The organism is Streptomyces sp. NPDC002795 (assembly GCF_042888725.1).
GTDB lineage: Bacteria > Actinomycetota > Actinomycetes > Streptomycetales > Streptomycetaceae > Streptomyces.
The window spans coordinates 809,315-832,598 of sequence record NZ_JBIAQB010000002.1 but is presented as its reverse complement, the minus strand read 5'-3'; the positions used below and the strand labels follow the sequence as shown (position 1 = coordinate 832,598).

The following is a 23,284-nucleotide window of genomic DNA, read 5'->3' as shown; positions in this document are numbered from 1 at the left end:
CCTACGCCACGCGTGCCCGGCCGCCGGTCCCGGCGTGGCGTGCCGACGACAGCAACCCGCGCACCGTGGAAAGCCAGCCCGCCGCCACGATGGCCGCCGCGACACTCAGCCCGAGCACCCCGTTCAGCGGAAGCGCGATCCCGATCGCGCCGCCCACGACCCACGCCATCTGCAGCAACGTCTCCGAACGCGCGAACGCCGACGTGCGGACCGCCTCCGGGACGTCCCGCTGGATCGTCGCGTCGAGGGACAGCTTGGCCAGCGCCTGGGCGAACCCGGCGACCGCGGCCAGACACGCCGTCATGAGCGCGCCGAAGAAGAGGGCGGACAACACGGCCACGCCGAGCACCACCGCGAGCACCGTCACGATGATGACCTCGGGGGCCCGCGCCTTCAGCCACGCCCCGAACGCCGTGCCCAGCGCGTTCCCCGCCCCCGCCGACACGCCCACGATCCCGAGCGAGACGGCCGCGCTCTGCCCGGTCAGCGGATGCTCGCGCAGCAGGAACGCCAGATAGAAGATCAGGAACCCGGACAGACAGCGCAGCGTGGCGTTCGCGGCGAGGGCGTGGGTGACGGCCGGGCCGACCGTCCGCAGACCCGGCCTGCGCGCCCTGGCCCGTGCGGGCCCGTGCAGATGCGCCTCGTCCGCCGCGAGCAGCGCCTTGCTCTCGCCGCGCGCCGAGTCCACCTTGTGCGGCATCGAGTACGACAGGAAGATCCCGCAGACGTACAGCACGAAGGCCCCGTACAGCGGCCAGCGCGGGCCGATCGCCTGTAGTCCCGCCCCGACCGGCGCCGCCGCGCCCGTGGCGAGCAGCCCGCCGAGGGTGACCCGCGAGTTCGCCTTCACCAGCGAGAAGCGGGGTGGCAGGAGGCGCGGCACGACCGCAGAGCGCACCACCCCGTACGCCTTCGACGCGACGAGGACGCCGAGCGCCGCCGGATACAGCTGGAGCCCGCCGCCCGCCACGGCGCCCGCGAGAACGAGGGCGAGCAGCGCCCGCGCCAGCATCGACGCGGCCATCGCGGCGCGCCGCCCGTGCGGCAGCCGGTCGAGCAGCGGCCCGATGACGGGCGCGAGGAGAGTGAAGGGCGCCATCGTGATCGCGAGATACAGGGCGACCCGGCCGCGCGCCTCGTCCGTCGGCACGGAGAAGAAGACCGTCGAGGCGAGGGCGACCGTGATCATGACATCGCCCGCGCCGTTCAGCGCGTGCAGCTCGATCAGCTTCCCGAGCCCCGACTCGCCCGCGCCGTGCGCGTGCGTCGCCTTGCGGATGCCGCGTGCGGTGCCGGTGAAAGGGAGGTGCAGGGCGCGGCCGATTTTGCGAAGGGCGTTCGGCGCGTCCGACGTGCGCGACGACGAACCCGACGACGACTTGAACGACGACCTACCGGCAGCCACGCAGCCATGGTGCCCCTTGTTCGGGCGTACTAGTGCCGTTATGGACACGCTGGTCGGCTTTTCGGCCAGGTGCGCCTCGTACGTCGGTGTGGGCGCAGGGCGTCGGAGGAGGTAGCGTGCGTAGCGCGCCCGCGGCGGTTGTTCTCGGCCGCGCGCCTCTCGGCCATCCCGCAGAATGGATGGCGTAGGCGCGCCCGGAACGTCGGGCGCGGACGTCGACGCGGTCCTCCGGTCCGCTCCGTCCGCGCTCCCGCACACAGGATGGCGCACTCGTGAGACGGCGTAGGAGAGAAGCGATACCTGTGAGCGCAGCGACAACGCGAAGCCGCACCCCGGACCGCCTGTGCGCCGAGGCGGTGGACATCGCCCGGGCAGCGGCCGAGGAGGCCGCCGCGCCAGGGGTGGTCGGCGAGCACGTCGAAACGGTCGTCGAGGGCGACCGGGTCGTCACGCACCTCTTCGAGTGCAAGGAGTTCGGCTACCGGGGCTGGCGCTGGGCCGCCACCGTGGCCCGCGCCTCCCGTGCCAAGTACGTCACGCTCGACGAGGTCGTGCTGCTGCCAGGACCCGACTCCCTCCGCGCCCCCGAATGGGTGCCGTGGAGCGAGCGGCTCCGCCCCGGCGACCTCGGCCCCGGCGATCTGCTGCCGACCGAGTCCGACGATCTGCGCCTGGAGCCCGGCTACACCGGCGAGGACGCGCCGCCGCCGAACTCTCCCGTGTCCGAGGACATGGCGGAGCTCGTCGAGGCGGAGGACGCCGAGATCACCGAGGGCCCCGTGGCGGCGCTCCCGGTCGCGCCGTCCCGCGGCTCGATCGCCGCGGTCGCGGAGGAGCTGGGCCTGCGCCGGGAGCGTGTGCTCTCCCGGTACGGGCTGCATGTCGCGGCCGACCGCTGGGAGGAGTCCTTCGGGGCGAAGACCCCCATGGCGCAGGCGGCCCCCGCCACCTGCGTCTCCTGCGGCTTCCTCGCGAAGATCGGCGGCTCCCTCGGCCAGGCCTTCGGCGTCTGCGCCAACGAGTTCGCCCCGGCGGACGGGCGTGTGGTCTCCCTGTCGTACGGCTGCGGTGGCCACTCCGAGGCGGCCGTCATGCCCAAGGCCCCGAGGCCGGCACCGCCGGTGATCGATGAGACGGTCGTCGACACGTTCCCGCTCCGCGTGGAACGGGACGCGGGCTCGGTCGGAGCGGTGGCCTCCGGCAACGGGGACGACGACTTGGGGCACTCGTAGGCAATCTGCGCCAGCCGATCAAGCCCCGCTTTGGGACGAGAGCCAGCGGGGGCGGAGCCCCGAGGCGTCAACCACGGCGCCGCCGCATGCTGACGGCGGTACGGGGAACTCTGCGCGATACGGTTCGGCCGGTCACGACCACCCCGCCCAGAGGAGCCACCCGTGAGCGTCAGCAGCCCCGCACCGGAGGGCGTCGACCCGTTCGGCACCGCACGGCTGCGCCACACCGTGCTCCAGGCATGGTCCGGCAGCGCCGCCCGGTTCCGGGAGGACGCCAACGCCGAGGAGGACCTCGCACTCGGCGGCTACCGCGACCGCCTCGTCGTCGAACTCGCCCAGAACGCGGCGGACGCCGCCGCACGGGCCGGTGTCGAGGGCCGCCTCGCCCTCACCCTGAAGGACGGCGTGCTCGCCGCCGCCAACACCGGCGCCCCGCTGGACGCCGCGGGCGTCGAATCGCTGTCCACGCTGCGGGCCTCCGCGAAGCGGGAGGACACGAGCGGCGCGGTGGGCCGGTTCGGCGTCGGCTTCGCGGCCGTGCTCTCCGTCTCCGACGAGCCCGCGGTGGTCGGCCGGAGCGGGGGTGTGCGCTGGTCCCTGACGGACGCGCGGCTCGCCGCGTCGGACACGGCGCTGCGCAGCCCGGACCTCGGCGACGAGCTGCGCCGCCGGGACGGGCACGTGCCGCTGCTGAGGCTGCCGTTCGCGGCGGAGGGCTCCGCCCCCGACCCGTACGACACGGTGGTCATCCTCCCGTTGCGGGATGCCGCGGCGGAGGCGCTTGCCGGGCGGCTGCTCGACGGGGTCGACGACACGCTTCTGCTTGCCCTGCCGGGGTTGGCGGAGGTCGTGATCTCGACGGAGGCGGGGCAGCGGACGCTGCGGCGTTCGGAGGACGCGCCCCATGTCGTGATCACGGACACGGGGTTGCGGTCTCGGGGCTCCGCCCCGGACCCCGCTGCTCAAACGCCGCAGGGGCTTGAGAATCGATACCGCACCCTCACCCGTACCGGTCCGCTTGACGCGGCGCTGCTCGCCGACCGGCCCGTCGAGGAGAAGTCGCGGCCGCACTGGGCCGTGACCTGGGCCGTGCCGGTCGACGCCGAGGGGGCGCCGCTGAAGCCGCGCAGCGAACCCGTGCTGTACGCACCCACCCCCAGCGACGAGGCCCTCGGGGTGCCGGCCCTGCTCATCGCCTCGTTCCCGCTGGACACGGCGCGGCGGCACGTCGCCCCCGGGCCGCTCACCGACTTCCTCACCGAGCGCGCCGCCGACGCGTACGCCGAGCTGCTCGCCGGATGGCGCCCCGTGGGCCCCGGCATCCTCGACCTCGTGCCCGGTCCGCTCGGCAAGAGCGAGCTGGACGGGGCCCTGCGCGCCGCCGTCCTGGAGCGGCTGCCGCGTACCGCCTTCCTGCCCCCGGCGATCGAACCGGGAGACCCTGAGGAGGACGACCGCCCGACCTCCCTCAAGCCCCGCGACGCCGAGGTCGTCGAGGGCGCGGGCGCCGACACCGTGCGGGTCCTCGCCGACGTGCTGCCCAGCCTGCTGCCCGCAGGGCTCGAACGGCGCGTGGAACTGCGGACGTTGGGCGTCGCCCGCGTCCCGCTGACCGAGGCGGTCGACCGGCTGGCCGGTCTTGAGAAGGAGCCCGGCTGGTGGCGGCGGCTGTACGAGTCGCTGGCCGGCGTCGACCCGGACCGGCTCAGCGGGCTGCCCGTCCCGCTCGCCGGCGGCCGCACCGCCATCGGCCCGCGCCAGGTGCTGCTCCCCACCGCGGAGGCCTCCGCGGTCCCCGGCGACGCGCTCGCCCGGCTCGGCCTCAAGGTCGCGCACGCCGACGCCGCGCACCCGCTCCTGGAGAAGCTGGGCGCCCTGCCCGCCACCGCGCGAGCCGTCCTGCGCACCCCGCAGGTGCGGGCCGCGGTCGCCGCGTCACTCGACGACGAGACGTCCGCGTGGGACGACGAAACCACGCTGGACGCCGACGAGTTGGCCGACGTCGTCCTCACCCTCGTACGCGACGCCCACCTCGACGTGGGCGACGAACCGTGGCTCGGGGCGCTCGCTCTCCCCGACGACGAGGGTGAACTCGCCGCGGCCGCCGAGCTTCTGCTCCCCGGCAGCCCGATCGCCGAGGTGCTGCACGAGGACGAACTGCCCTTCGTGGACGGTGAGCTGGCCGAGCGCTGGGGGCAGGCGCCGCTCGCCGCCTGCGGAGTCCTCGCGACCTTCGCACTCGTCCGCGCCACCGACGTCGTCCTCGACCCCGACGAACTCGACCCGCGCGAGGGCGACTTCCCCGAGCCGGACGACGCCGGGCTCCTCGACGCCGTCGACGTGTGGTGCGAGGACGCCCTCGACCGGCTGCCCGACACCCCCGTCCCGCCGGTCGCCACCGAGCTGATCGCCGTACGCGACCTGGACCTCGTCGACGAGGACCGCTGGCCGCAGGCGCTCGCGCTGCTCTCGCAGCCGCCGCTGCGCGACGCCCTCACCCAGCCCGTCCGCGTCCTGCTGCCGGACGGCACCCACGAGCTGGTCCGCCCGTACACGGCCTGGTGGCTGCGCGGGAACCCGGTCCTCGGTGGGCGCCGGCCCGCCGGTCTGCGGGCCGAGGGCGGGGACCCGCTGCTCATCGGCCTGTACGAGCCCGCGGACGCCGCCGGCTTCGACGACGAGCAGGTGCTGCGCGCCCTCGGTGTCCGCACCTCCGTCGCCGCGCTGCTCGACGAGCCCGGTGGCGCCGCGGAACTCCTGGACCGCCTCGCCGACCCCGATCGTCCGGTCGAGGCCGCGCAACTCCACGCGCTCTACGGCAGGTTGGCCGATCTCGACCCCGAGCAGGTCACGCTGCCGGACGAGTTGCGCGCCGTGCGGGACGGGGAGGTCGTGATCGTCGACGCCCGTGACGCCCTCGTCGCCGACGCCCCCGACCTGATCCCGCTCACCGAGGGCCGCGCCCTCCTCCCGGTCACCCCGTCGAAGGCGGCGAACCTCGCGGAGCTGTTCCAGGTGCGGCGCCTGAGCGAGGCGGTGGACAGGGGGGCGGTCGAGGGCGGCGATGTGCACGCGGTGCCCGAATCGGTGCGCGTCCTCCTCGGCTCCGCGGCTCCGGCCTCGTACGTCGAGCACGAGGAGCTGTACGTCTCCGACGTCGAGGTCGACTGGTGCCGGACGGCCGACGGTGTGGTGCACGCGGCGACGCTTGAGGGCGTCGCGGCGGGTCTCGCCTGGGCGGCGGGCCAGTGGCCCCGGCGCTTCGAGGTCGCGGCGCTGATCGAGGACCCGTCCCGCACGGGTGAGCTGGCGCGCGACCGGTGGTTCGACTAGCCGCGCGGCACCGGCGCCGCGGCCCCGGGGCTCCGCCCCGGACCCCGCTGCTCAATCGCCGCAGGGGCTTGATACTCAAGCCCCTGCGGCGAACGATCTCTCAAGCTCCGCAGGCGGTTGCCTATTGAGCCTCGCCGGCGATTGAGGCGCGGGGTCCGGGGCAGAGCCCCGAGGCCGTGACACACCTATGCCGGAAACCTGCGTCCCACCCACCGCCACAAAAATTCCAGCACCGCCCCCGCCACGACCGCCACCCCGACGGCAGTCCACGGCATCACCGACCCCACCAACCTCAACGCGAAGAACTCCTGCAGCCACGGCACCACCAGCACCAGCAGGAAACCGAGCCCCATCGTCGCGACAAGCCCCACCCGCCACCACGTGTACGGCCGGGCGACGATCGCGAGCACCCACATCGAGATCAGGAAGAGCGTCAGCGTCGCCGAGCTGGTCTCGGCGGCGAGCGCGTCCGAGCCCGCGTAGTAGTGCCGGGCGACCAGATACATCACGAACGTGGCGATCCCGGCGACGGCCCCGCCGGGAATCGCGTACCGCATCACGCGACGTACGAAGTTCGGCCGGGCCCGCTCCTTGTTCGGCGCGAGGGCGAGGAAGAACGCGGGGACGCCGATCGTCAGCGTCGACAGAAGCGTCAAGTGCCGTGGCAGGAAGGGGTATTCGACCTGGAAGCAGACCACGAGCAGCGCGAGGATCACCGAGTAGACCGTCTTCACCAGGAAGAGGGTGGCCACGCGCGTGATGTTGCCGATGACCCGGCGGCCCTCCGCCACCACTGAGGGCAGCGTCGCGAACGAGTTGTTGAGCAGCACGATCTGGGCGACCGCGCGGGTGGCCTCGGAGCCCGAGCCCATCGACACCCCGATGTCGGCGTCCTTCAGCGCCAGTACGTCGTTGACGCCGTCGCCGGTCATCGCGACCGTGTGCCCGTGCGCCTGGAGCGCGCCCACCATGTCCCGCTTCTGCTGCGGCGTCACCCGGCCGAACACCGTGCCGTCGTCGAGCGCGTCGGCCAGCTCCTCCGGGTCCTCGGGCAGCGTACGGGCGTCGACGGTCTGCCCCGCCAGACCCAGTGTGGAGGCGACGGCCCCCACCGACACCGCGTTGTCACCGGAGATGACCTTGGCCCGTACGTCCTGCTCGGCGAAGTAGCGGAGCGTGTCCCCGGCGTCGGGGCGCAGGCGTTGTTCGAGGACGACGAGGGCGGTCGGTTCGGCGCTCTCCACGACGCCCGCGCCCTCCAGGCCCTGGGGCGCGCGGGCGAGCAGCAGTACGCGCAGGCCCCGCAGGTTGAGCTCCTCGGTCGCCGCGAGCGCCGGATCGCTCGCGGGCAGCAGCACGTCCGGCGCGCCGAGCAGCCACGCGCTGTCCGTCCCGTTGCCCTCGCTGAAGGCGGCGCCGCTGTATTTGCGCGCGGAGGAGAACGGCAGTGCCTCGGTGCAGCGCCAGTCCTCGCTGTCCGGGTACGCGTCGATGATCGCCTGGAGGGAGGCGTTGGGCCGCGGATCGGACTCGCCGAGGGCGCCGAGCACCTTCCGTACGTACGCCTCGTCACCGCTGCCGGCACCGCCACCGTCGTCGAGCAGCCGCAGCTCGTGGACGTCCATGCCGCCCTCGGTGAGGGTGCCCGTCTTGTCGAGGCAGACCGTGTCGACGCGGGCCAGGCCCTCGATCGCGGGCAGCTCCTGCACCAGGCACTGCTGGCGGCCGAGCCGGATCACCCCGATCGCGAACGCCACCGATGTCAGCAGTACCAGGCCCTCGGGGACCATCGGCACGATGCCGCCGACGGTGCGCGCGATCGAGTCCTTGAGGTCGTTGTCCTTGACCACGAGCTGGCTGATGATCAGGCCGAGCGCGGTCGGGATCATCATCCACTGCACGTACTTGAGGATCGTGGAGATGCCGCTGCGCAGCTCGGAGTGGACGAGCGTGAACCGGCTCGCCTCCTCGGCGAGCTGCGCCGCGTACGCCTCGCGCCCGACCTTCGTCGCGGTGAACGCGCCGCCGCCCGCGACCACGAAGGAGCCGGACATGACCTCGTCGCCGGGCTGCTTGAGGACCGGGTCGGCCTCGCCGGTGAGGAGCGACTCGTCGATCTCCAGGCCGTCGGCCTCCGCGCAGGTCCCGTCCACGACGATCTTGTCGCCGGGCCCGATCTCGATGAGGTCGCCGAGCACGATCTCGGAGGTGGGGACCGCGATGGCGTTCCCGTCGCGCCGCACCGTGGGCCGGGCCTCGCCGATCACGGCGAGCGAGTCCAGGGTCTGCTTCGCCCGCCACTCCTGGATGATGCCGATGCCGGTGTTGGCCAGGATCACGAAGCCGAAGAGGCTGTCCTGGATCGGCGCGACGCTGAGCATGATCACCCAGAGCACGCCGATGATCGCGTTGAACCGGGTGAAGACATTGGCGCGCACGATCTCCGTCACGGACCGCGAGCTGCGCACGGGGACGTCGTTCACCTCACCGCGCGCGACACGCTCGGCGACCTCGGCCCGCGTGAGCCCCGTCGCCCGTGACGGCATCGGTGCCGGGTCGCCCGGATCGCCGGGATCGCCCGGGTCGAGTTCGGCGCCCGCGTCGATGTGCGTCATGAAAAAGACCGTACGGGCGATTTCGGGGGTTTACCCCTCGGGTGTGGAAACCCCACGGTCCGTGACCGCCGCGGAGTCCGCGGCGGCGGCCCGCTTGAGCGCCGCGTCACGCCCCCGGACGTACCAGATCCCGATCAGGCCGAGCCCGGCGCCGGCCAGGCAGCACCACACCCACCAGGTGTTCCCGCGGTCCTTGAACCAGCCGTAGAACGGCAGCTGCGCGAGGAAGAGGACGAACCAGAGGATCGTGCCACCGACGATGGTGGCGACCACGGGCCCCTCAAGGGGTTCGGGTGCCTCGTGCTTCGGGATCCACTTCGCCATGTGCACAGCTTACGAGGACCCACCGACAACCCGGTACAAGCCCCTCACCGCAAGGGTCTACGCGCGGAGATAGCAAATTCGGCCTCATATGTTCATACTGAAACAGCCTGAGTCTGGCCACTTCTGTTCGTATGAAACACCAGCGGAACCTCGGGGAAACCCGCAGGTGACCACGCGACGACCAGACTTGATCACGAGCCCCCCGCCCGCATTTCACTGCTGAATACCGCTGAGGTCACCCATGTCCACTTCGGCCACCGCCCCGGTCGATGTCAACGACTCGCCGCCGCCGGCCCCGAAGAACGGCTTCGACCGCTACTTCAAGATCACCGAGCGCGGCTCGACCGTCCCGCGTGAGATCCGTGGCGGCCTCGCCACGTTCTTCGCGATGGCCTACATCATCGTGCTGAACCCGATCATCCTCGGTGGCGCGAAGGACATGTACGGGCATCAGCTGGACAACGGCCAGCTGGTCACCGCGACCGCGCTGACCGCCGCGTTCACCACGCTGCTCATGGGCGTCATCGGCAATGTGCCGATCGCGCTCGCGGCGGGCCTCGGTGTGAACACGGTCGTCGCCCTTCAGCTCGCGCCGCGCATGTCCTGGCCGGACGCGATGGGCATGGTCGTCCTCGCGGGCTTCGTCGTGATGCTGCTCGTCGCCACCGGCCTGCGGGAGCGGGTCATGAACGCCGTGCCGTACGGCCTGCGCAAGGGCATCGCGATCGGCATCGGCCTGTTCATCCTGCTGGTCGGCCTCGTCGACTCCGGCTTTGTGACGCGCATGCCGGACGCCGCGCAGACCACGGTCCCGTTGCAGCTCGGCACCGGCGGTCACCTGCTCGGCTGGCCGGTCCTGGTGTTCGTGCTGGGTGTGCTGCTGACCCTGTCGCTGATTCTGCGCAAGGTGTCCGGCGCGATCCTGATCTCGATCGTCGTCATGACGGTCGTCGCGCTGATCATCAACGCCATCGCCGACATCGACCCGGCCTCGTGGGGCCTGACCGTGCCGTCCTGGCCCGGCAACCCGGTCTCCAGCCCGGACTTCTCGCTCATCGGGCAGGTCAGCTTGTTCGGCGGATTCCACAAGGTCGGCATCCTGACCGGCGTCCTGTTCGTCTTCACCGTGCTGCTGTCGTGCTTCTTCGACGCGATGGGCACGATCATGGGCGTCAGCGAGGAGGCGCATCTGACCGACGACAAGGGTCAGATGCCCGGCATGAACAAGGTCCTGTTCATCGACGGTGTCGCCGTCGCCGCCGGTGGCGCCTCGTCCTCCTCGGCCACCACGTGCTTCGTGGAGTCGACGGCCGGTGTCGGCGAGGGCGCCCGTACGGGCCTCGCCAACGTGGTCACCGGCCTGCTGTTCGCGGTCGCGCTGTTCCTCACGCCGGTCGTCACGATGGTCCCGTCCCAGGCGGCCACGCCCGCGCTCGTCGCGGTCGGCTTCCTGATCCTGGCCGGGGGAATCCGTGAGATCGACTGGAACGACTGGACGATCGCCATCCCGGCGTTCATCACGATGCTGATGATGCCGTTCACGTACTCGATCACGAACGGCATCGGCATGGGCTTCATCAGCTTCACCGTGCTGCGCGTGGTCGCGGGCCGTGGCAAGGAGGTGCCGGCCGCGATGTACGCCGTCGCCGGCGTGTTCGTCTTCTACTACCTGATGCCGGCACTCGGCCTTACGTAGTCACGTCTCCGTAGAACCGCTCCGTCTCCTCGACGGCAGTCTTGAAGCGTTCGTCGAAGTCGTCCCGAATGAGCGTCCGGACCACATAGTCCTGGACGCTCATTCCTCTTTTCGCGGCATGCACCTTGAGCCGGTCGAGCAGCTCACCGTCGATCCGCAGACTGAGCACTGTCGATCCCATACGGACAGGGTCGCCGGGCTCCGCGACCTGTTGCGTCACTTTCCGCGTCCGGCTCACTCGTATGGGTGATGAAACTTTTCTGCACTCCTGGCGCGGGTGAAGACGTGGTGGGGATCACGGACACGCCCTGTGCCCCCGGTAGTCGTTAGGCATGGTAATGAGTTACGCTAACGAACATGCCAGACCTCTCCCATGGCGACGATGCCGCCGCCGTGAACTCCCTGCGTTCCGCAGTGATGCGCCTGTCGCGTCGACTCAAGCACCAGCGGGTCGACGAATCGCTGAGTCCCACCGAGATGTCGGTGCTCGGCACCCTCGCCGGATGCGGCTCCGCGACACCGGGTGAGCTGGCCCGCAAGGAGCATGTGCAGCCGCCGTCGATGACCAGGATCGTCGCGCTTCTCGAGGCCAAGCAGCTGGTCCGCCTCGAACCCCACCCCGAGGACCGCCGGCAGAAGGTCGTCACCTCCACGGAGCAGGCCGAGACCATGCTCAAGGAGAGCCGCCGCAAGCGGAACGCCTGGCTGGCCAACCTCACCGAGGGGCTCGACGAGGACGAGTGGGCCAAGCTGCGCGCGGCCGCACCCGTCCTGGAGAAGCTCGCCCACCTCTGAGCACGGCACACGGCTCCGCACGACGACCGCCGAGGAGGCGAACGCACTTTGAGTACGGGATCCGGAGCAGACTCCGCCCCCGCACCAGCCGCCCACAACCAGAACGCCCGCCCACGTAAGCCCTCGATGTTCGCCAGCCTGAAGGTACGCAACTACCGGCTGTTCGCGACGGGGGCAGTCGTCTCCAACACCGGCACCTGGATGGCCCGCATCACCCAGGACTGGCTGGTGCTCTCCCTCACGGGATCCTCCACCGCCGTCGGCGTGACGACGGCCATGCAGTTCCTCCCGATGCTGCTCTTCGGCCTGTACGGCGGCGTGATCGCCGACCGCTTCGCCAAGCGGAACCTGCTGTTCTGCACGCAGGGAGCGATGAGCCTGTCCGGCCTCTTCCTCGCGGCGCTCACCCTCACGGGCAACGTCCAGGTGTGGCACGTCTACGTAGCCGCCTTCTTCACGGGTCTCGTCACGGTCGTCGACAACCCGACCAGGCAGTCGTTCGTGTCCGAGATGGTGGGACCGGATCAGGTTCGGAACGCCGTTTCCCTGAACTCCGCGAACTTCCAGTCCGCCCGCCTCATCGGCCCGGCCGTCGCCTCCGCGCTGACCGCCGCCGTCGGCCCCGGCTGGGCGTTCCTCGCCAACGGCCTGTCCTTCCTCGCCCCGCTCACCGGCCTCATGCTCATGCGCACGCACGAACTGCACGAGACCAAGCGCTCCCCGCGCGGCAAGGGCCAGCTGAAGGAGGGGCTCCGCTATGTCTCGCAGCACCCCGAGCTGATCTGGCCGATCGTGCTCGTCGGGTTCGTCGGCACCTTCGGCTTCAACTTCCCGATCTGGCTGAGCGCGTACGCGGACGACGTGTTCCACGGCGGGGTCGGCCAGTACGGCCTGTTCAACACCCTCATGGCGGTCGGCTCGCTGGCCGGCGCGCTGCTCGCGGCCCGGCGTCGCTCGACCCGTCTGCGGGTCCTGGTCGGCGCGGCGATCGGCTTCGGTGTCCTGGAGGTCGCGGCCGCGTGGGCGCCGGGCGTCTGGGCGTTCGCCCCGCTGATCGTGCTGCTCGGCATCCTCGGCCTGACGGTGAACGTGACCGCCAACTCCACGGTCCAGATGGGCACGGACCCGGAGATGCGCGGCCGCGTGATGGCGCTGTTCATGATGGTGTTCACCGGTGGTACGCCGCTGGGGGGCCCGCTCTTCGGCTGGCTCGCCGACCAGTACGGGGTGCGGGTCAGCTTTGCCCTCGCCGGGGTGATCTGTGCGGTGGCGGCGGTCGGGGTAGGCCTCCTGCTGGCCCGCGCGGCGAACCTGCGGCTCAAGGTGGACCTTCGCCGCGGCGAGCGTCATGTGCAGTTCGTTCCACGGGAGCTGGCGGCTGCGGCGTGAGCCGATCAAGCCCCTGCGGCGATTGAGCAGCGGGGTCCGGGGCAGCGCCCCGGGACCGCAACGCCGGAGGGGCTTGACGTCTCGGGGCTCCGCCCCGGACCCCGCGCCTCAATCGCCGGCGGGGCTTGATCGGCCGCGCTGCGAGAAGGTCGCCGGACGGCCGTTCGGGGGGACGCGTTAACCTCGTTGGCGTGGACCCGAAGACCCGTAACCGGATCATGGCCGGTGTGCTCGTGCTGATGTTCTTCGTCGTGGCTGTCGCGGCGGCCGTCGGCCAGTAGTCGACCGACGGCCGCCGCGTACCGGCTGGGCCGATTACCAGGCGAAGGCCTCCGGCGACGGACCCGGCCCCGGGAAGACATCGTCCAGGCCGGACAGCACCTCCTCGCTCAGCTCCAGCTCGACCGCGCGCAGCGCCGAGTCCAGCTGCTCCTGCGTGCGCGGGCCGACGATCGGGCCCGTGATGCCGGGCCGCGTGAGCAGCCAGGCGAGCGCCGCCTCGCCGGGCTCGATGCCGTGCTTGTCGAGCAGGTCCTCGTACCGCTGGACCTGCTCTCGCACCTTCGTGTTCTCGAGCGCGGAGGCGGAGCGGCCCTGGGACCTGCGCTTGCCCTCACTCTCCTTCTTGAGCACGCCGCCGAGCAGCCCGCCGTGCAGCGGGGACCACGGAATGACGCCGAGGCCGTAGTCCTGCGCGGCCGGGATGACCTCCATCTCGGCGCGGCGCTCGGCGAGGTTGTAGAGGCACTGCTCGCTGACGAGTCCGACGCGGCCGTGCGCCTTCGCCAGCTCGTTGGCCTGGGCGATCTTGTAACCGGGGAAGTTCGACGACCCGGCGTAGAGGATCTTCCCCTGCTGGATCAGCACGTCGATCGCCTGCCAGATCTCCTCGAAGGGAGTGCGGCGGTCGATGTGGTGGAACTGGTAGACGTCGATGTAGTCGGTCTGCAGCCGCTTGAGGCTGGCGTCGACGGCGCGCCGGATGTTCACCGCGCTGAGGTGGTCGTGATTGGGCCAGACCGGTCCGTCGCCGCCCATGTTCCCGAACACCTTGGTGGCGAGGACGGTCTTGTCGCGCCGCTCGCCGCCCTTGGCGAACCAGGTGCCGATGATTTCCTCGGTGCGGCCCTTGTTCTCGCCCCAGCCGTACACGTTCGCTGTGTCGAAGTAATTGATGCCGCTGGCCTGCGCCGCGTCCATGATCGCGTGGCTGGCGGCCTCGTCGGTCTGCGGACCGAAGTTCATGGTGCCGAGGACGAGTCGGCTGACCTTGAGTCCCGTGCGTCCGAGCTGTGTGTACTTCATGGGGGCCAAGCCAACGACGTGGAGTGCGCTCTAGGCAAGCGAGTTGGGCCGCCGGTCGCTCTGAACAGCCCGGTAAGGACCGCCGCCGACCCCCCACGCCTGATGCAGCGCGTCCGCGAAGGCCGATGCCAGTTTGTGCTCGCCTGAAGCGTTCGGATGGGTGCCGTCGTACGTGTCGTGCTGGATGTCGTACGACTCGGGGACGGAGGCAAGCAGGAGGGGCGAGCGGGGCTCGTCGAGGTCCGCGACGGCCTTCGCGAGGAGGGTGTTGAAGTGGGCGACCTCCGCGGCGAAGGGGGCGTCCGTCTCGGCCCGGACGTTGGGGATCACGGGGAGCAGGACCATGCGGACGGCCGGGTTCGCGCGGCGGGCCTCGGCGACGAAGCGGCGCGTGTTCTGTGCCGTCTGTTCGGCGTCGGTGTAGAAGCCGAGGTCTATCAGGCCGAGGGAGACGAGGAGGACGTCGGCGCGGGCGGCGGTCACCGCTTCGGCGATCGCGGGCGCCATGTGCTGCCAGCCCTCGCCCCAGCCCGCGAGATGGGCCTGCGGGAACTCCGGCTCCGCGTACGCGTGGCTGTCGCCGTGCAGGGCGGTGCGGGGGCCGACGAGCTCGTACGCGGTCCTGTCGTCGGCGCACAGGTGCTGCCAGAACCGCAGGCGCCAGGTGTGCTCCCCGGCGCTCCCAATGGTCATCGAGTCGCCGACCGGCATGAACCTGAGCATCCGCTCATCATCGTCGATCACGCAGGGTGCGTGCGTGTGAGCCCCAACACGCCTGGCAAGCTGGGGGCATGCGTGCGTATCTGGGGGCGGCCGGGGTCGCCGCAGTCCTCCTTCTCGGCGCGGCTTCCGGTCCCGCGGTCGCCGACTCTCCCTCCGTCGGATCCGACGGGTTCACGATCAAGGACCCGCGGATCACCGAGTCCAGCGGCCTGGCCGCCTCGCGCGCCCACCCCGGCGTCTACTGGACGCACAACGACAGCGACGACGGCGCGTACCTGTTCGCGATCGACGGCAGGACCGGGAAGACGGTCGCCACGGTCACGATGACCGGCGTCGGCTCCCCCCGCGACGTCGAGGCGATCTCGATCGGCCCCGACGGGAACATCTACGTGGGCGACATCGGCGACAACCTCGGCGGCAAGTGGGACCACGTGTGGGTCTACAAGCTGCCCGAGCCGAAGAAGCTCACCGACCAGACGGTGCGGGCCACCCAGTACGACGTGAAGTACGCCGACGGCCCGCGCAACGCCGAGGCGATGATGGTCCACCCGAAGACGGGCCGGGTCTACATCGTGGAGAAGGGCGACGACGGCGGCGGCCTGTACGAGGGCCCGGCGACGCTGAACGCCTCCGCCACCAACACCTTCCGCCGCGTCGCCGACATCGACCTGTGGGCGACGGACGGCGCGTTCTCGCCCGACGGCAAACAGCTCGCCGTACGCGGCTACTTCGGCGGCGTCTCTTACACGTGGAACGACGGGAAGCCCGAGCGCCAGGGCCGGTTGAGCGTGCCGATGCAGCCGCAGGGCGAGTCGGTGACGTACACACCGGACGGGAAGACGCTGCTCTACGGAAGCGAGGGGCAGGGCAGCGAGGTGGAGCCCGTGGAGGTGGAGGGCGCGGGCGGCTCCGATGACGGCTCGAACTCGACCTCCGATCAAGGCGGTTCGGACGGCGGCAGCGCCTTCACCGGCAAGGCCGGCGCGGTCGGTGCCGCCGTCGTCCTCATCCTGCTGTTCGGAATCGGCCGGCTGCTCCGCCGCCCCAAGAACCGCTGAACTACTCGCCCAGGACCCGTAGTTCATAGTGCAGCGTCCGGTCCCGCCGCACCTTGTGGGTGAGCGGCACCGAGAAGCCGTGCAGGACCGGGTGCTTGCGGCGGATCAACGAGGCCGCGTGCCGGGCCTCGTCGCCGCCCTGGTCGAGCAGTCGGACCCGCGCCTTGAGCGGCGGGCCGGTCGGCGCGCCGCGCACCGTGGACGGCGCGATCTCCACTTCCGGGTTGTTGCGCATCCGCTTGACCTTCCAGGCCTTGCCGTAGGTCCGGAAGTACGCGTGGTCGCCCTCGACCGCGATGTTCACGGGAGTGCCGACGCCGGTGCCGTCCTTCTTGTGCGTGGTGAGCAGGACGGCGTACTGCTTGACGAACGGGGCGAGCGCGGGGCTCGGATCGGGCTTGGCAGTCGTCATACGTCCATAGATGCACCGCTTCGGCGTTCTGTCACCTGTTGCCGCGCGACGCGACGAGGACGTCGAGCCCGTCCAGGATCCGCTGGAGTCCGAACTCGAAGTGGTCGAAGCCGGACGAGAACGTCTCCTCGGACAGGGACGCCATCACCGGGTAGCGGCCGCTGGCCATCGCGGCCTCCAGGGTGGGGCCCTGTGCCTCCCAGAACGCGGCGTCCGTCATGCCCGACGTCTTCTCCGCCTCCTGCTCGTAGACGCGGGTGCGCGCCACCCCTGACACGTATCCGTCGACCATGACCAGGACGGAGAGCAGCTCCGGATCGGCAAGGCCCATGGGCTTGATGCGGGCCATCATCTTCTCCATGGCGGACATCGCGCCGGGGCCGAGCACGGGCCGGGCCTGGTTGACCTGGAGCAGCCAGGGGTGGCGCCGGTAGAGCGAGAGCGTCTCGCGGGCCATCGTGGCGACCGCGTCCCGCCACGTCCCGTCGCCGAGCGCGGCCGGGTCCTCGTACGGGGTCTGGACCCGGTCCAGCATCAGGTCGAGCAGCTCGGCCTTGCCCGGCACGTACCGGTACAGCGACATGGTGCCGGTGCCCAGGTCGGTGGCGAGCCGGCGCATCGAGACGGCGCCGACCCCCTCGGCGTCGGCGACCTCGACCGCGACCTCGACGATCCGGTCGAGGGAGAGCGCCGGTTTCGGGCCCCGGCTGGGCCGGACCCCCGTGCCCCACAGCAGCTCCATGCTGCGCCGGATGTCGCCACTGCCGGAGGTCTCGGCGCTGCTGTTCGTGCCCTGGTTGCCGCTGGTCATGGGGCTCAGCGTAAACCTCTGGCGAAAAACTGGGTACGGTGTACTCTCATTTGGGTACGGTGTACTCGGTTGGGGCGGCGGGCGACGGAGGAGGAGCGGTCGTGGTGGACGGGGATCACGCGGTGCGGGCCGAGGGGCTCGTGAAGGAGTACGGGGGCAAGGAGACCAAGCGCGCGCTCGACGGGTTCGACCTGACGGTGCGGCGCGGCACGGTGCACGGACTGCTCGGGCCGAACGGGGCGGGGAAGACGACGGCGGTGCGGGTACTGAGCACGCTGCTGCGGTTCGACGGGGGCCGGGCGGAGGTCGGCGGGGTGGACGTGGCATCTCGGCCGCGCCAGGTGCGCCGCCGCATCGGGCTCGCGGGTCAGTACGCGGCCGTGGACGAGGTGCTGACGGGCCGGCAGAACCTGGAGATGTTCGGCCGGCTCTTCCATCTGGGCGGGCGCCGGGCGCGGGTGCGGGCGACCGAACTGCTCGACCAGTTCGGCCTCGCGGACGCGGGGGGCAAGGGCGTGGGCAAGTACAGCGGAGGAATGCGCCGCCGGCTCGACCTGGCCGCGTCCATGATCCTCACCCCGGACGTGCTGTTCCTGGACGAGCCGACGACCGGGCTCGACCCGCGCGGCAGGGGCGAAGTGTGGGAGAGCGTAAGGGAATTGGTGGCAGCGGGGACGACGGTACTGCTGACCACCCAGTATCTGGAGGAGGCCGACAAGCTGGCCTCGCGGATCACCGTCATCGACCAGGGGCGGGCGATCGCCGAGGACAGCCCCGAGGGGCTCAAGCGGTCCGTCGGCGGGGACCGGATAGAGATCGTCGTCACCGAGGCCTCCGAACTCTCCCGCGCCGCGAAGATCGTCGCGCGGGGCGGCGCCGAACCGGTTGTCGACGAGGAGGCGCTGCGGGTGCACGCGCCGGTCGCGGACCGGGTCGCCGCGCTCACGGACGCGGCACGCACGCTTCAGGACGAGGGCGTCGCGGTCGAGGACATCGGCCTGCGCAGGCCGAGCCTCGACGATGTGTTCCTGCAGCTGACGGGGAGGGCCGCGTGATGAGTGGTGCGAGCGCGTACTGGGCGGTGGCCGACTGCTGGAACGTGGTGCGCCGCGGTCTCACCCACTACCAGCGCCAACCGGTCAACATCGCCTGGCAGTTGGGCTTCCCGATCCTGTCGGTGCTGTTGTACGGGTACGTGTTCGGCAGCGCGATGACCGTGCCGGGCGGCGGGGACTACCGGGACTTCCTGATGCCGGGGATGTTCGCGATGACGATGGCGTTCGGGTTCATCAACACGGCGACGCTGGTCGTGCACGACGCGGAGAAGGGGGTCATCGACCGGTTCCGGTCGATGCCGATGGCGCCTTCGGCGGTGGTGTCGGGGCGCGGGGTGACCGATCTGCTCGTCGCCTGCGCGGAGCTGGCGATCCTGATGCTCACGGCGCTGGCGATCGGCTGGCGGCCGGACGGCGGGATCGTGGGCGGCCTTGCCGCGTTCGCGCTGCTGCTGTGGCTGCGGTTCGCGCTGATCTGGCTGGGGGTGTGGCTGGGTCTGCTGGTTCCCAACCCGGAGGCGGCGGGCGGACTGTTCGCGGTCGCCTTCCCGCTGACGATGATCTCCAGCATCTTCGTCGCGCCGCAGCTGATGCCGGATTGGCTGGGGGTGGTGGCGGCGTGGAACCCGATCTCGTCGACGGTCGCGGCGTCGCGGGAGCTGTTCGGGACGCCGGTCGGGGCGGGGGACTCCTGGATCGAGCAGCACGCGGTGCTCATGGCCGTGGTGTGGCCGGTGGTGCTCACGCTGATATTTCTGCCGCTCGCCGTCCGACGCTTCCAGCGGCTGAGCCGTTGAACGGCGAATCGCCGGCGGGGCTTGATAGATCAAGCCCCGCCGGCGATTGAGGCGCGGGGTCCGGGGCAGAGCCCCGGGGGCGTAACGCCGAGTGGGTCAGAGCTGGCCGATGACGTAGTCGATGCAGGCCGTCAGGGCCTGGACGTCGGCCGGGTCGATCGCCGGGAACATCGCCACGCGGAGCTGGTTGCGGCCCAGCTTGCGGTAGGGCTCCGTGTCGACGATGCCGTTGGCGCGCAGCACCTTGGCCACAGCGGCGGCGTCGATGCTGTCGTCGAAGTCGATCGTCCCGATCACCTGCGACCGCTTCGCGGCGTCCGTGACGAACGGCGTCGCGAGCTTCGACTCCTCGGCCCACGAGTACAGGCGCGAGGACGAGTCCTTCGTGCGGGCCGTGGACCAGGCGAGGCCGCCCTGGCCGTTGATCCAGTCCAGCTGCTCGGCGAGCAGGAAGAGCGTGGAGAGCGCCGGGGTGTTGTACGTCTGGTTCTTGCGGGAGTTGTCGATCGCCGTCGGCAGCGAGAAGAACTCCGGGACGTGACGGCCCGAGGCGTGGATGCGCTGGGCGCGCTCGATCGCGGCCGGGGAGAAGATGCCGATCCACAGGCCGCCGTCGGAGGCGAAGGACTTCTGCGGGGCGAAGTAGTAGACGTCCGTCTCGGCGATGTCGACCGGGAGGCCGCCGGCGCCGGAGGTGGCGTCGACGAGGACGAGGGAATCGGAGTCCGCACCGGTCACGCGCTTGATCGGCGCGGCGACGCCGGTCGAGGTCTCGTTGTGGGTCAGGCCGTAGACGTCGACACCGGCCTCGGCGACCGGCTCCGGGTGCGTACCCGGGTCGGAGGCGATCACGGTCGGCTCGGCGAGCCACGGGGCGAGCTTCGAGGCCTTCGCGAACTTGGAGGAGAACTCGCCGAAGTTCAGGTGCTGCGACTTGTTCTCGATCAGGCCGTGCGTCGCCACGTCCCAGAACGCGGTGGAGCCGCCGTTGCCGAGGATGACCTCGTAGCCCTCGGGGAGGGAGAAGAGCTCGCGCACGCCGTCGCGCACGCGTCCGACCAGGTTCTTGACCGGAGCCTGGCGGTGTGAGGTGCCCATGAGGGAGGTGCCGGTGGCGGCCAGGGCGTCCAACGCCTCCGTACGCACCTTGGAGGGGCCAGCGCCGAAACGTCCGTCGGCGGGCTTGATGTCAGCGGGAATCTGGATCTCAGCCACGAGAGGGAGGGTAACCGGTGGGGTTTGGTGGACCGCGAAGTGTTCGCTGGGTGAGATGTGGCATCTCGCCCTCCGCGCGTGGTGGGCCCCCGGATTTAGCGTGGAGGGTCACACCACCCTTGGGTGTCCACCGTGCTGCCCTGTGCGGTCTAATACATTGAACTAATCGTTGAGCCGAGACAGCTGAGACCTGAGATGGGGTGGACCGTGAGCGGCCCGCAGACCGAACCCGTGGCCGTGGCGCAGGATGCCGCCCCGGCCGTGACCGCGAGCGACGGCGCGGAGCCGTCGCGCCGTCGCGGCTCGCTGGGCCCGGTCGGCCTCGTCCTCGCGGGATGCATCTCGGTGCAGTTCGGCGCGGCGCTCGCGGTGAGCCTGATGCCGCGCGCCGGAGCGGTCGGCGTCGTCACCCTCCGCCTCGTCGTGGCGGCCGTGGTGATGCTCGTCGTCTGCCGCCCCAAGCTGCGCGGGCACTCGCGCGCCGACTGGGGCACGGTCCTCGCCTTCGGCATCGCCATGGGCGGCATGAACCTGCTCTTCTACCAGGCGGCGGCCCGCATCCCGCTGGGCATCGCGGTCACCTTCGAGGTCCTCGGCCCGCTCGCCCTCTCCGTCTTCGCCTCCCGCCGCCTCGTCAATGTCGTGTGGGCGGGCCTCGCCCTGTGCGGCGTGTTCCTGCTCGGCGGCGCGGGGGACGGGCTCGGCAGTCTGGACCTGGCCGGTGTGGGCTTCGCGCTCGCGGCCGGCGCCTGCTGGGCGACGTACATCGTCTTCAGCGCCCGCACGGGCCGCCGCTTCCCGCAGGTCGACGGGCTCGCGCTCGCGATGGGAGTGGCGGCCGTCCTCTGCCTGCCGCTCGGCATCGTGACGGCGGGCCCGAAGCTGCTCGACCCGGTGACCGTCGGCCTCGGCGCGGCGGTCGCGATCATGTCCTCGGTCCTCCCGTACACCCTCGAACTCCTCGCCCTGCGCCGCCTTCCCGCGTCCACGTTCGCGGTGATGATGAGCCTCGAACCGGCGGTCGCCGCGCTCTCCGGCTTCCTCGTCCTGAGCCAGGCCCTGTCCTGGGCACAGGCCCTCGCCATCGCGCTGGTGATCGCGGCGAGCATGGGGGCGGTGCGGACGCAGGTGGGGCGGCGTAACGATGTTGTGCTGCGGGACTGACGGTCAGGACTGTGACGTGAAACTTCGATAGAGCTGGAGTTTCACGTCACAGTCCTGAACGGTGGGGCGGGTGACGGAGTCACTGCTTGCCGGTGCCGACTGGGTCCACGTAGACCTTCTGGTCCGCGCCGTCGGAGACGGGGAGGTTGATGCCGACCTTCAGGTTCGTGGAGTGGGTCTCGTTCGGGGGCGTGATGTCGAGGGACGTGACGTCGACGCCGGAGCCGCCGGTGGTGTTCGGCGGGTAGTGGAGGGTGAAGCGGGTCGACTCGCCGTTGCCCAGGACGACGCTCGGGGACGCGAGGCCGCTGCGGTGGGCGCTCAGCGGCCCGGAGGCCTGCTCGGAGCGGAGGTCCACGCCGGGGAAGCCCTTGAGCGAGCAGGCGTCGCTGGTGTTCTTCATGCTGACTATGAGCGTGCCCTCGCCCATGCCGTGGGCCGAGTCGAACGCGAGGTTCGAGGTCTTGCACGGGCCGGTGTTGATCTGCCCGCCGCCGCTGCCCTCGGCGGCGGCCGTCTTCTCGCCGGAGTCCGAGACGTTCTTGCCGGAGGTCTCGCTGTTGCCGCCGGAGGACGAGGACGAGGAGGCGGATGAGGCGGCGGGCGAGTCGTCATTCGTGTCCGCGGCGGAGTCCTCGTTCCCCTGGCAGGCGGTGAGCGAGAGGCCCGCGGCGAGGGCGACGGCGGCGAGGGTGAGCTTGCGAGCACGCATGGGTTTCGTCCTTTACTCGTAGGTCGGCAACCCGTTGGTCGGTTCGGGCTACTGGTGATCAGGACCCGCCCGGTCCGCTGATCGTTCCGTGCGGCCGCCGCCTTATACATGGCTGTTACATACGACTGTTCTGCCGTCACCGCCGGGACAGAGCCGTGACTCGGCGGATCTTGAACTCGTGCGCCGTGTGTGGGCAGAACAAGCCATGTAGCCATGTACGGGCGGAGCAATCAGGAATCAAGAATCAGGAATCAAGAAGCGCGGGCGCGGAGTCGCTTCTAGCCTCTTCGCCATGAACATCACCATTCATACGAGTTCCCTTCCGCACGACGACCCGGACGCGTCGCTCGCCTTCTACCGCGACGTCCTCGGCTTCGAGGTCCGCAGCGACGTCGGGCAGGGCAGGATGCGCTGGATCACGGTCGGCCCCGCAGGACAGCCCGACACGTCGATCCTGCTGGCGCCGCCCGCCGCCGACCCGGGAATCACCGAGGACGAGCGCCGCACCATCACCGAGATGATGGCCAAGGGCACCTACGGCTGGATCCTGCTGGCCACCCCCGACCTCGACGCCACGTTCGAGAAGGTGCAGGCCGGTGACACCGAGGTCGTCCAGGAGCCGACAGAGCAGCCCTACGGCATCCGTGACTGCGCCTTCCGTGACCCGGCGGGCAACCTGATCCGCATCCAGGAACTCCGCTGAGGACCGCGGCATGTGTCAGCCCGAGTGGCGACGCGCACGCGTCGAGGCGCAGCACCTGTCCGACCTCGCGCGGCTGCGCCGCGTCCGGGACCGCATCGACAGGGAGTACGCGCAGCCGCTGAACGTGGAGGCGCTCGCCCGCGACGCCCACATGTCCGCCGGGCACCTCAGCCGGCAGTTCCGGACCGCGTACGGCGAGTCGGTGTACGCGTATCTGATGACGCGTCGCATCGAGCGCGCGACGGCGCTGCTGCGGCGTGGCGACCTCAGCGTCACCGACATCTGTTTCCAGGTCGGCTGCGCGTCGCTGGGCACGTTCACCACCCGCTTCACGGAGCTGGTCGGTATGCCGCCCGGGGCCTTCAGGCGCCTCGCGGCGGAGGCGGCGGCCGACCCCGCCGATGCCCCGCGTCCGGCCGGTGACGCGGGCCCCGTGGTCATGGTGGAGGGGATGCCTGCGTGCGTGGCGAAGCAGGTGACAAGACCGGTCAGGAATCGAGAAGCCCCGGCCACCGAGCGGCCCATAGCGTGAGAGCC

The 23,284-nt window shown here is 70.9% G+C and carries 21 protein-coding genes; 11 read left to right on the top strand and 10 right to left on the bottom strand.

What is annotated here, in order from left to right; all coding sequences use genetic code 11:
- Nucleotide 1: 1 nt before the first annotated feature.
- A complete protein-coding gene (locus ACFYWS_RS08450) occupies nt 2-1,408 on the bottom strand; it encodes an MFS transporter (protein ID WP_389271228.1) in 1,407 nt (468 codons plus the stop codon).
- A gap of 302 nt (nt 1,409-1,710) precedes the next feature.
- On the opposite strand from ACFYWS_RS08450, the gene ACFYWS_RS08445 reads away from it, so the two are divergent.
- Both ACFYWS_RS08445 and ACFYWS_RS08440 read left to right on the top strand, forming a co-directional pair.
- The gene (locus tag ACFYWS_RS08445; RefSeq protein WP_389271226.1) at nt 1,711-2,640 is read left to right on the top strand and encodes a DUF3027 domain-containing protein; all 930 of its coding nucleotides are present in this window, start codon (nt 1,711-1,713) and stop codon (nt 2,638-2,640) included.
- Between the two features lie 162 nt (nt 2,641-2,802).
- The gene (locus ACFYWS_RS08440; RefSeq protein WP_389271223.1) at nt 2,803-5,973 is read left to right on the top strand and encodes a sacsin N-terminal ATP-binding-like domain-containing protein; all 3,171 of its coding nucleotides are present in this window, start codon (nt 2,803-2,805) and stop codon (nt 5,971-5,973) included.
- A 185-nt stretch (nt 5,974-6,158) separates the two neighbouring features.
- On the opposite strand, the gene ACFYWS_RS08435 is transcribed toward ACFYWS_RS08440, so the two are convergent.
- Nucleotides 6,159-8,588 carry an HAD-IC family P-type ATPase gene (locus ACFYWS_RS08435; protein ID WP_389271220.1) on the bottom strand — a complete coding sequence of 810 codons (2,430 nt, stop codon included), beginning with the start codon at nt 8,586-8,588 and terminating at the stop codon, nt 6,159-6,161.
- 30 nt (nt 8,589-8,618) lie between these two features.
- Nucleotides 8,619-8,912, bottom strand: coding sequence for a DUF2530 domain-containing protein (locus tag ACFYWS_RS08430; RefSeq protein WP_389271217.1), 294 nt, complete (start codon nt 8,910-8,912; stop codon nt 8,619-8,621).
- Nucleotides 8,913-9,153: 241 nt separating this feature from the next.
- Between ACFYWS_RS08430 and ACFYWS_RS08425 the strand changes: the two genes are divergently transcribed.
- Nucleotides 9,154-10,608, top strand: coding sequence for an NCS2 family permease (locus ACFYWS_RS08425; RefSeq protein WP_389271214.1), 1,455 nt, complete (start codon nt 9,154-9,156; stop codon nt 10,606-10,608).
- Here ACFYWS_RS08425 and ACFYWS_RS08420 read toward each other — a convergent pair.
- Entirely contained in the window at nt 10,601-10,789 is a 189-nt protein-coding gene (locus ACFYWS_RS08420) for a ribbon-helix-helix protein, CopG family (protein ID WP_266712647.1), read from the bottom strand. The two genes, ACFYWS_RS08425 and ACFYWS_RS08420, sit on opposite strands and share 8 nt — an antisense overlap.
- A 176-nt stretch (nt 10,790-10,965) precedes the next feature.
- Here ACFYWS_RS08420 and ACFYWS_RS08415 point away from each other — a divergent pair, with 176 nt between their 5' ends.
- On the top strand, nt 10,966-11,403 hold the full coding sequence (locus ACFYWS_RS08415; protein WP_389271205.1) for a MarR family winged helix-turn-helix transcriptional regulator: 438 nt from the start codon (nt 10,966-10,968) through the stop codon (nt 11,401-11,403).
- Between the two features lie 48 nt (nt 11,404-11,451).
- Nucleotides 11,452-12,792: an MFS transporter gene (locus ACFYWS_RS08410; RefSeq protein WP_389271202.1), complete on the top strand. Its 1,341-nt coding sequence runs from the start codon at nt 11,452-11,454 to the stop codon at nt 12,790-12,792.
- A 315-nt stretch (nt 12,793-13,107) separates the two neighbouring features.
- Here ACFYWS_RS08410 and ACFYWS_RS08405 read toward each other — a convergent pair whose 3' ends face one another.
- Nucleotides 13,108-14,097, bottom strand: coding sequence for an aldo/keto reductase (locus ACFYWS_RS08405; protein ID WP_389271199.1), 990 nt, complete (start codon nt 14,095-14,097; stop codon nt 13,108-13,110).
- Nucleotides 14,098-14,127: 30 nt separating this feature from the next.
- Nucleotides 14,128-14,820, bottom strand: coding sequence for an SGNH/GDSL hydrolase family protein (locus ACFYWS_RS08400; RefSeq protein ID WP_389271816.1), 693 nt, complete (start codon nt 14,818-14,820; stop codon nt 14,128-14,130).
- A gap of 68 nt (nt 14,821-14,888) precedes the next feature.
- On the opposite strand from ACFYWS_RS08400, the gene ACFYWS_RS08395 reads away from it, so the two are divergent.
- Nucleotides 14,889-15,878: a WD40 repeat domain-containing protein gene (locus ACFYWS_RS08395; protein WP_389271196.1), complete on the top strand. Its 990-nt coding sequence runs from the start codon at nt 14,889-14,891 to the stop codon at nt 15,876-15,878.
- 1 nt (nt 15,879) lies between these two features.
- Here ACFYWS_RS08395 and ACFYWS_RS08390 read toward each other — a convergent pair whose 3' ends face one another.
- Nucleotides 15,880-16,290: a PPOX class F420-dependent oxidoreductase gene (locus tag ACFYWS_RS08390; RefSeq protein ID WP_389271193.1), complete on the bottom strand. Its 411-nt coding sequence runs from the start codon at nt 16,288-16,290 to the stop codon at nt 15,880-15,882.
- 31 nt (nt 16,291-16,321) lie between these two features.
- Nucleotides 16,322-17,101, bottom strand: a complete 780-nt coding sequence (locus ACFYWS_RS08385; protein ID WP_389271190.1) for a TetR/AcrR family transcriptional regulator — start codon at nt 17,099-17,101, stop codon at nt 16,322-16,324.
- Between the two features lie 104 nt (nt 17,102-17,205).
- On the opposite strand from ACFYWS_RS08385, the gene ACFYWS_RS08380 reads away from it, so the two are divergent.
- Together ACFYWS_RS08380 and ACFYWS_RS08375 are read left to right on the top strand one after the other, a co-directional pair.
- On the top strand, nt 17,206-18,156 hold the full coding sequence (locus ACFYWS_RS08380; RefSeq protein ID WP_389271813.1) for an ATP-binding cassette domain-containing protein: 951 nt from the start codon (nt 17,206-17,208) through the stop codon (nt 18,154-18,156).
- The gene (locus ACFYWS_RS08375; protein ID WP_389271187.1) at nt 18,156-18,953 is read left to right on the top strand and encodes an ABC transporter permease; all 798 of its coding nucleotides are present in this window, start codon (nt 18,156-18,158) and stop codon (nt 18,951-18,953) included. The genes ACFYWS_RS08380 and ACFYWS_RS08375 overlap by 1 nt, the downstream gene beginning before the upstream one ends.
- 96 nt (nt 18,954-19,049) lie before the next feature.
- Here the strand turns inward: ACFYWS_RS08375 and serC are convergent, their stop codons facing one another.
- Nucleotides 19,050-20,168: a phosphoserine transaminase gene (gene serC, locus ACFYWS_RS08370; RefSeq protein ID WP_389271184.1), complete on the bottom strand. Its 1,119-nt coding sequence runs from the start codon at nt 20,166-20,168 to the stop codon at nt 19,050-19,052.
- Between the two features lie 207 nt (nt 20,169-20,375).
- On the opposite strand from serC, the gene ACFYWS_RS08365 reads away from it, so the two are divergent.
- Nucleotides 20,376-21,332 (top strand): DMT family transporter, encoded by a 957-nt coding sequence (locus tag ACFYWS_RS08365; RefSeq protein ID WP_389271181.1) that lies wholly within the window; start codon nt 20,376-20,378, stop codon nt 21,330-21,332.
- A 79-nt stretch (nt 21,333-21,411) separates the two neighbouring features.
- Here the strand turns inward: ACFYWS_RS08365 and ACFYWS_RS08360 are convergent, their stop codons facing one another.
- Nucleotides 21,412-22,044 carry a DUF4232 domain-containing protein gene (locus tag ACFYWS_RS08360; RefSeq protein WP_389271178.1) on the bottom strand — a complete coding sequence of 211 codons (633 nt, stop codon included), beginning with the start codon at nt 22,042-22,044 and terminating at the stop codon, nt 21,412-21,414.
- A gap of 292 nt (nt 22,045-22,336) precedes the next feature.
- Between ACFYWS_RS08360 and ACFYWS_RS08355 the strand changes: the two genes are divergently transcribed.
- A complete protein-coding gene (locus ACFYWS_RS08355) occupies nt 22,337-22,747 on the top strand; it encodes a VOC family protein (protein WP_389271175.1) in 411 nt (136 codons plus the stop codon).
- Nucleotides 22,748-22,757: 10 nt separating this feature from the next.
- A complete protein-coding gene (locus ACFYWS_RS08350; RefSeq protein WP_389271172.1) occupies nt 22,758-23,279 on the top strand; it encodes a helix-turn-helix transcriptional regulator in 522 nt (173 codons plus the stop codon).
- The last annotated feature ends 5 nt before the right edge of the window (nt 23,280-23,284 follow it).

What these genes read in the sequence shown, in the direction of transcription:
- ACFYWS_RS08390 (WP_389271193.1), bottom strand. Translation starts at nt 16,290, where the DNA reads ATGACGACTGCCAAGCCCGATCCGAGCCCCGCGCTCGCCCCGTTCGTC.
- ACFYWS_RS08425 (WP_389271214.1), top strand. Translation starts at nt 9,154, where the DNA reads ATGTCCACTTCGGCCACCGCCCCGGTCGATGTCAACGACTCGCCGCCG.
- ACFYWS_RS08405 (WP_389271199.1), bottom strand. Translation starts at nt 14,097, where the DNA reads ATGAAGTACACACAGCTCGGACGCACGGGACTCAAGGTCAGCCGACTC.
- ACFYWS_RS08375 (WP_389271187.1), top strand. Translation starts at nt 18,156, where the DNA reads ATGAGTGGTGCGAGCGCGTACTGGGCGGTGGCCGACTGCTGGAACGTG.
- ACFYWS_RS08435 (WP_389271220.1), bottom strand. Translation starts at nt 8,588, where the DNA reads ATGACGCACATCGACGCGGGCGCCGAACTCGACCCGGGCGATCCCGGC.
- ACFYWS_RS08355 (WP_389271175.1), top strand. Translation starts at nt 22,337, where the DNA reads ATGAACATCACCATTCATACGAGTTCCCTTCCGCACGACGACCCGGAC.
- ACFYWS_RS08415 (WP_389271205.1), top strand. Translation starts at nt 10,966, where the DNA reads ATGCCAGACCTCTCCCATGGCGACGATGCCGCCGCCGTGAACTCCCTG.
- ACFYWS_RS08420 (WP_266712647.1), bottom strand. Translation starts at nt 10,789, where the DNA reads ATGGGATCGACAGTGCTCAGTCTGCGGATCGACGGTGAGCTGCTCGAC.
- ACFYWS_RS08430 (WP_389271217.1), bottom strand. Translation starts at nt 8,912, where the DNA reads ATGGCGAAGTGGATCCCGAAGCACGAGGCACCCGAACCCCTTGAGGGG.
- ACFYWS_RS08350 (WP_389271172.1), top strand. Translation starts at nt 22,758, where the DNA reads ATGTGTCAGCCCGAGTGGCGACGCGCACGCGTCGAGGCGCAGCACCTG.
- ACFYWS_RS08385 (WP_389271190.1), bottom strand. Translation starts at nt 17,101, where the DNA reads ATGACCAGCGGCAACCAGGGCACGAACAGCAGCGCCGAGACCTCCGGC.
- ACFYWS_RS08395 (WP_389271196.1), top strand. Translation starts at nt 14,889, where the DNA reads ATGCGTGCGTATCTGGGGGCGGCCGGGGTCGCCGCAGTCCTCCTTCTC.
- ACFYWS_RS08400 (WP_389271816.1), bottom strand. Translation starts at nt 14,820, where the DNA reads ATGCTCAGGTTCATGCCGGTCGGCGACTCGATGACCATTGGGAGCGCC.
- ACFYWS_RS08360 (WP_389271178.1), bottom strand. Translation starts at nt 22,044, where the DNA reads ATGCGTGCTCGCAAGCTCACCCTCGCCGCCGTCGCCCTCGCCGCGGGC.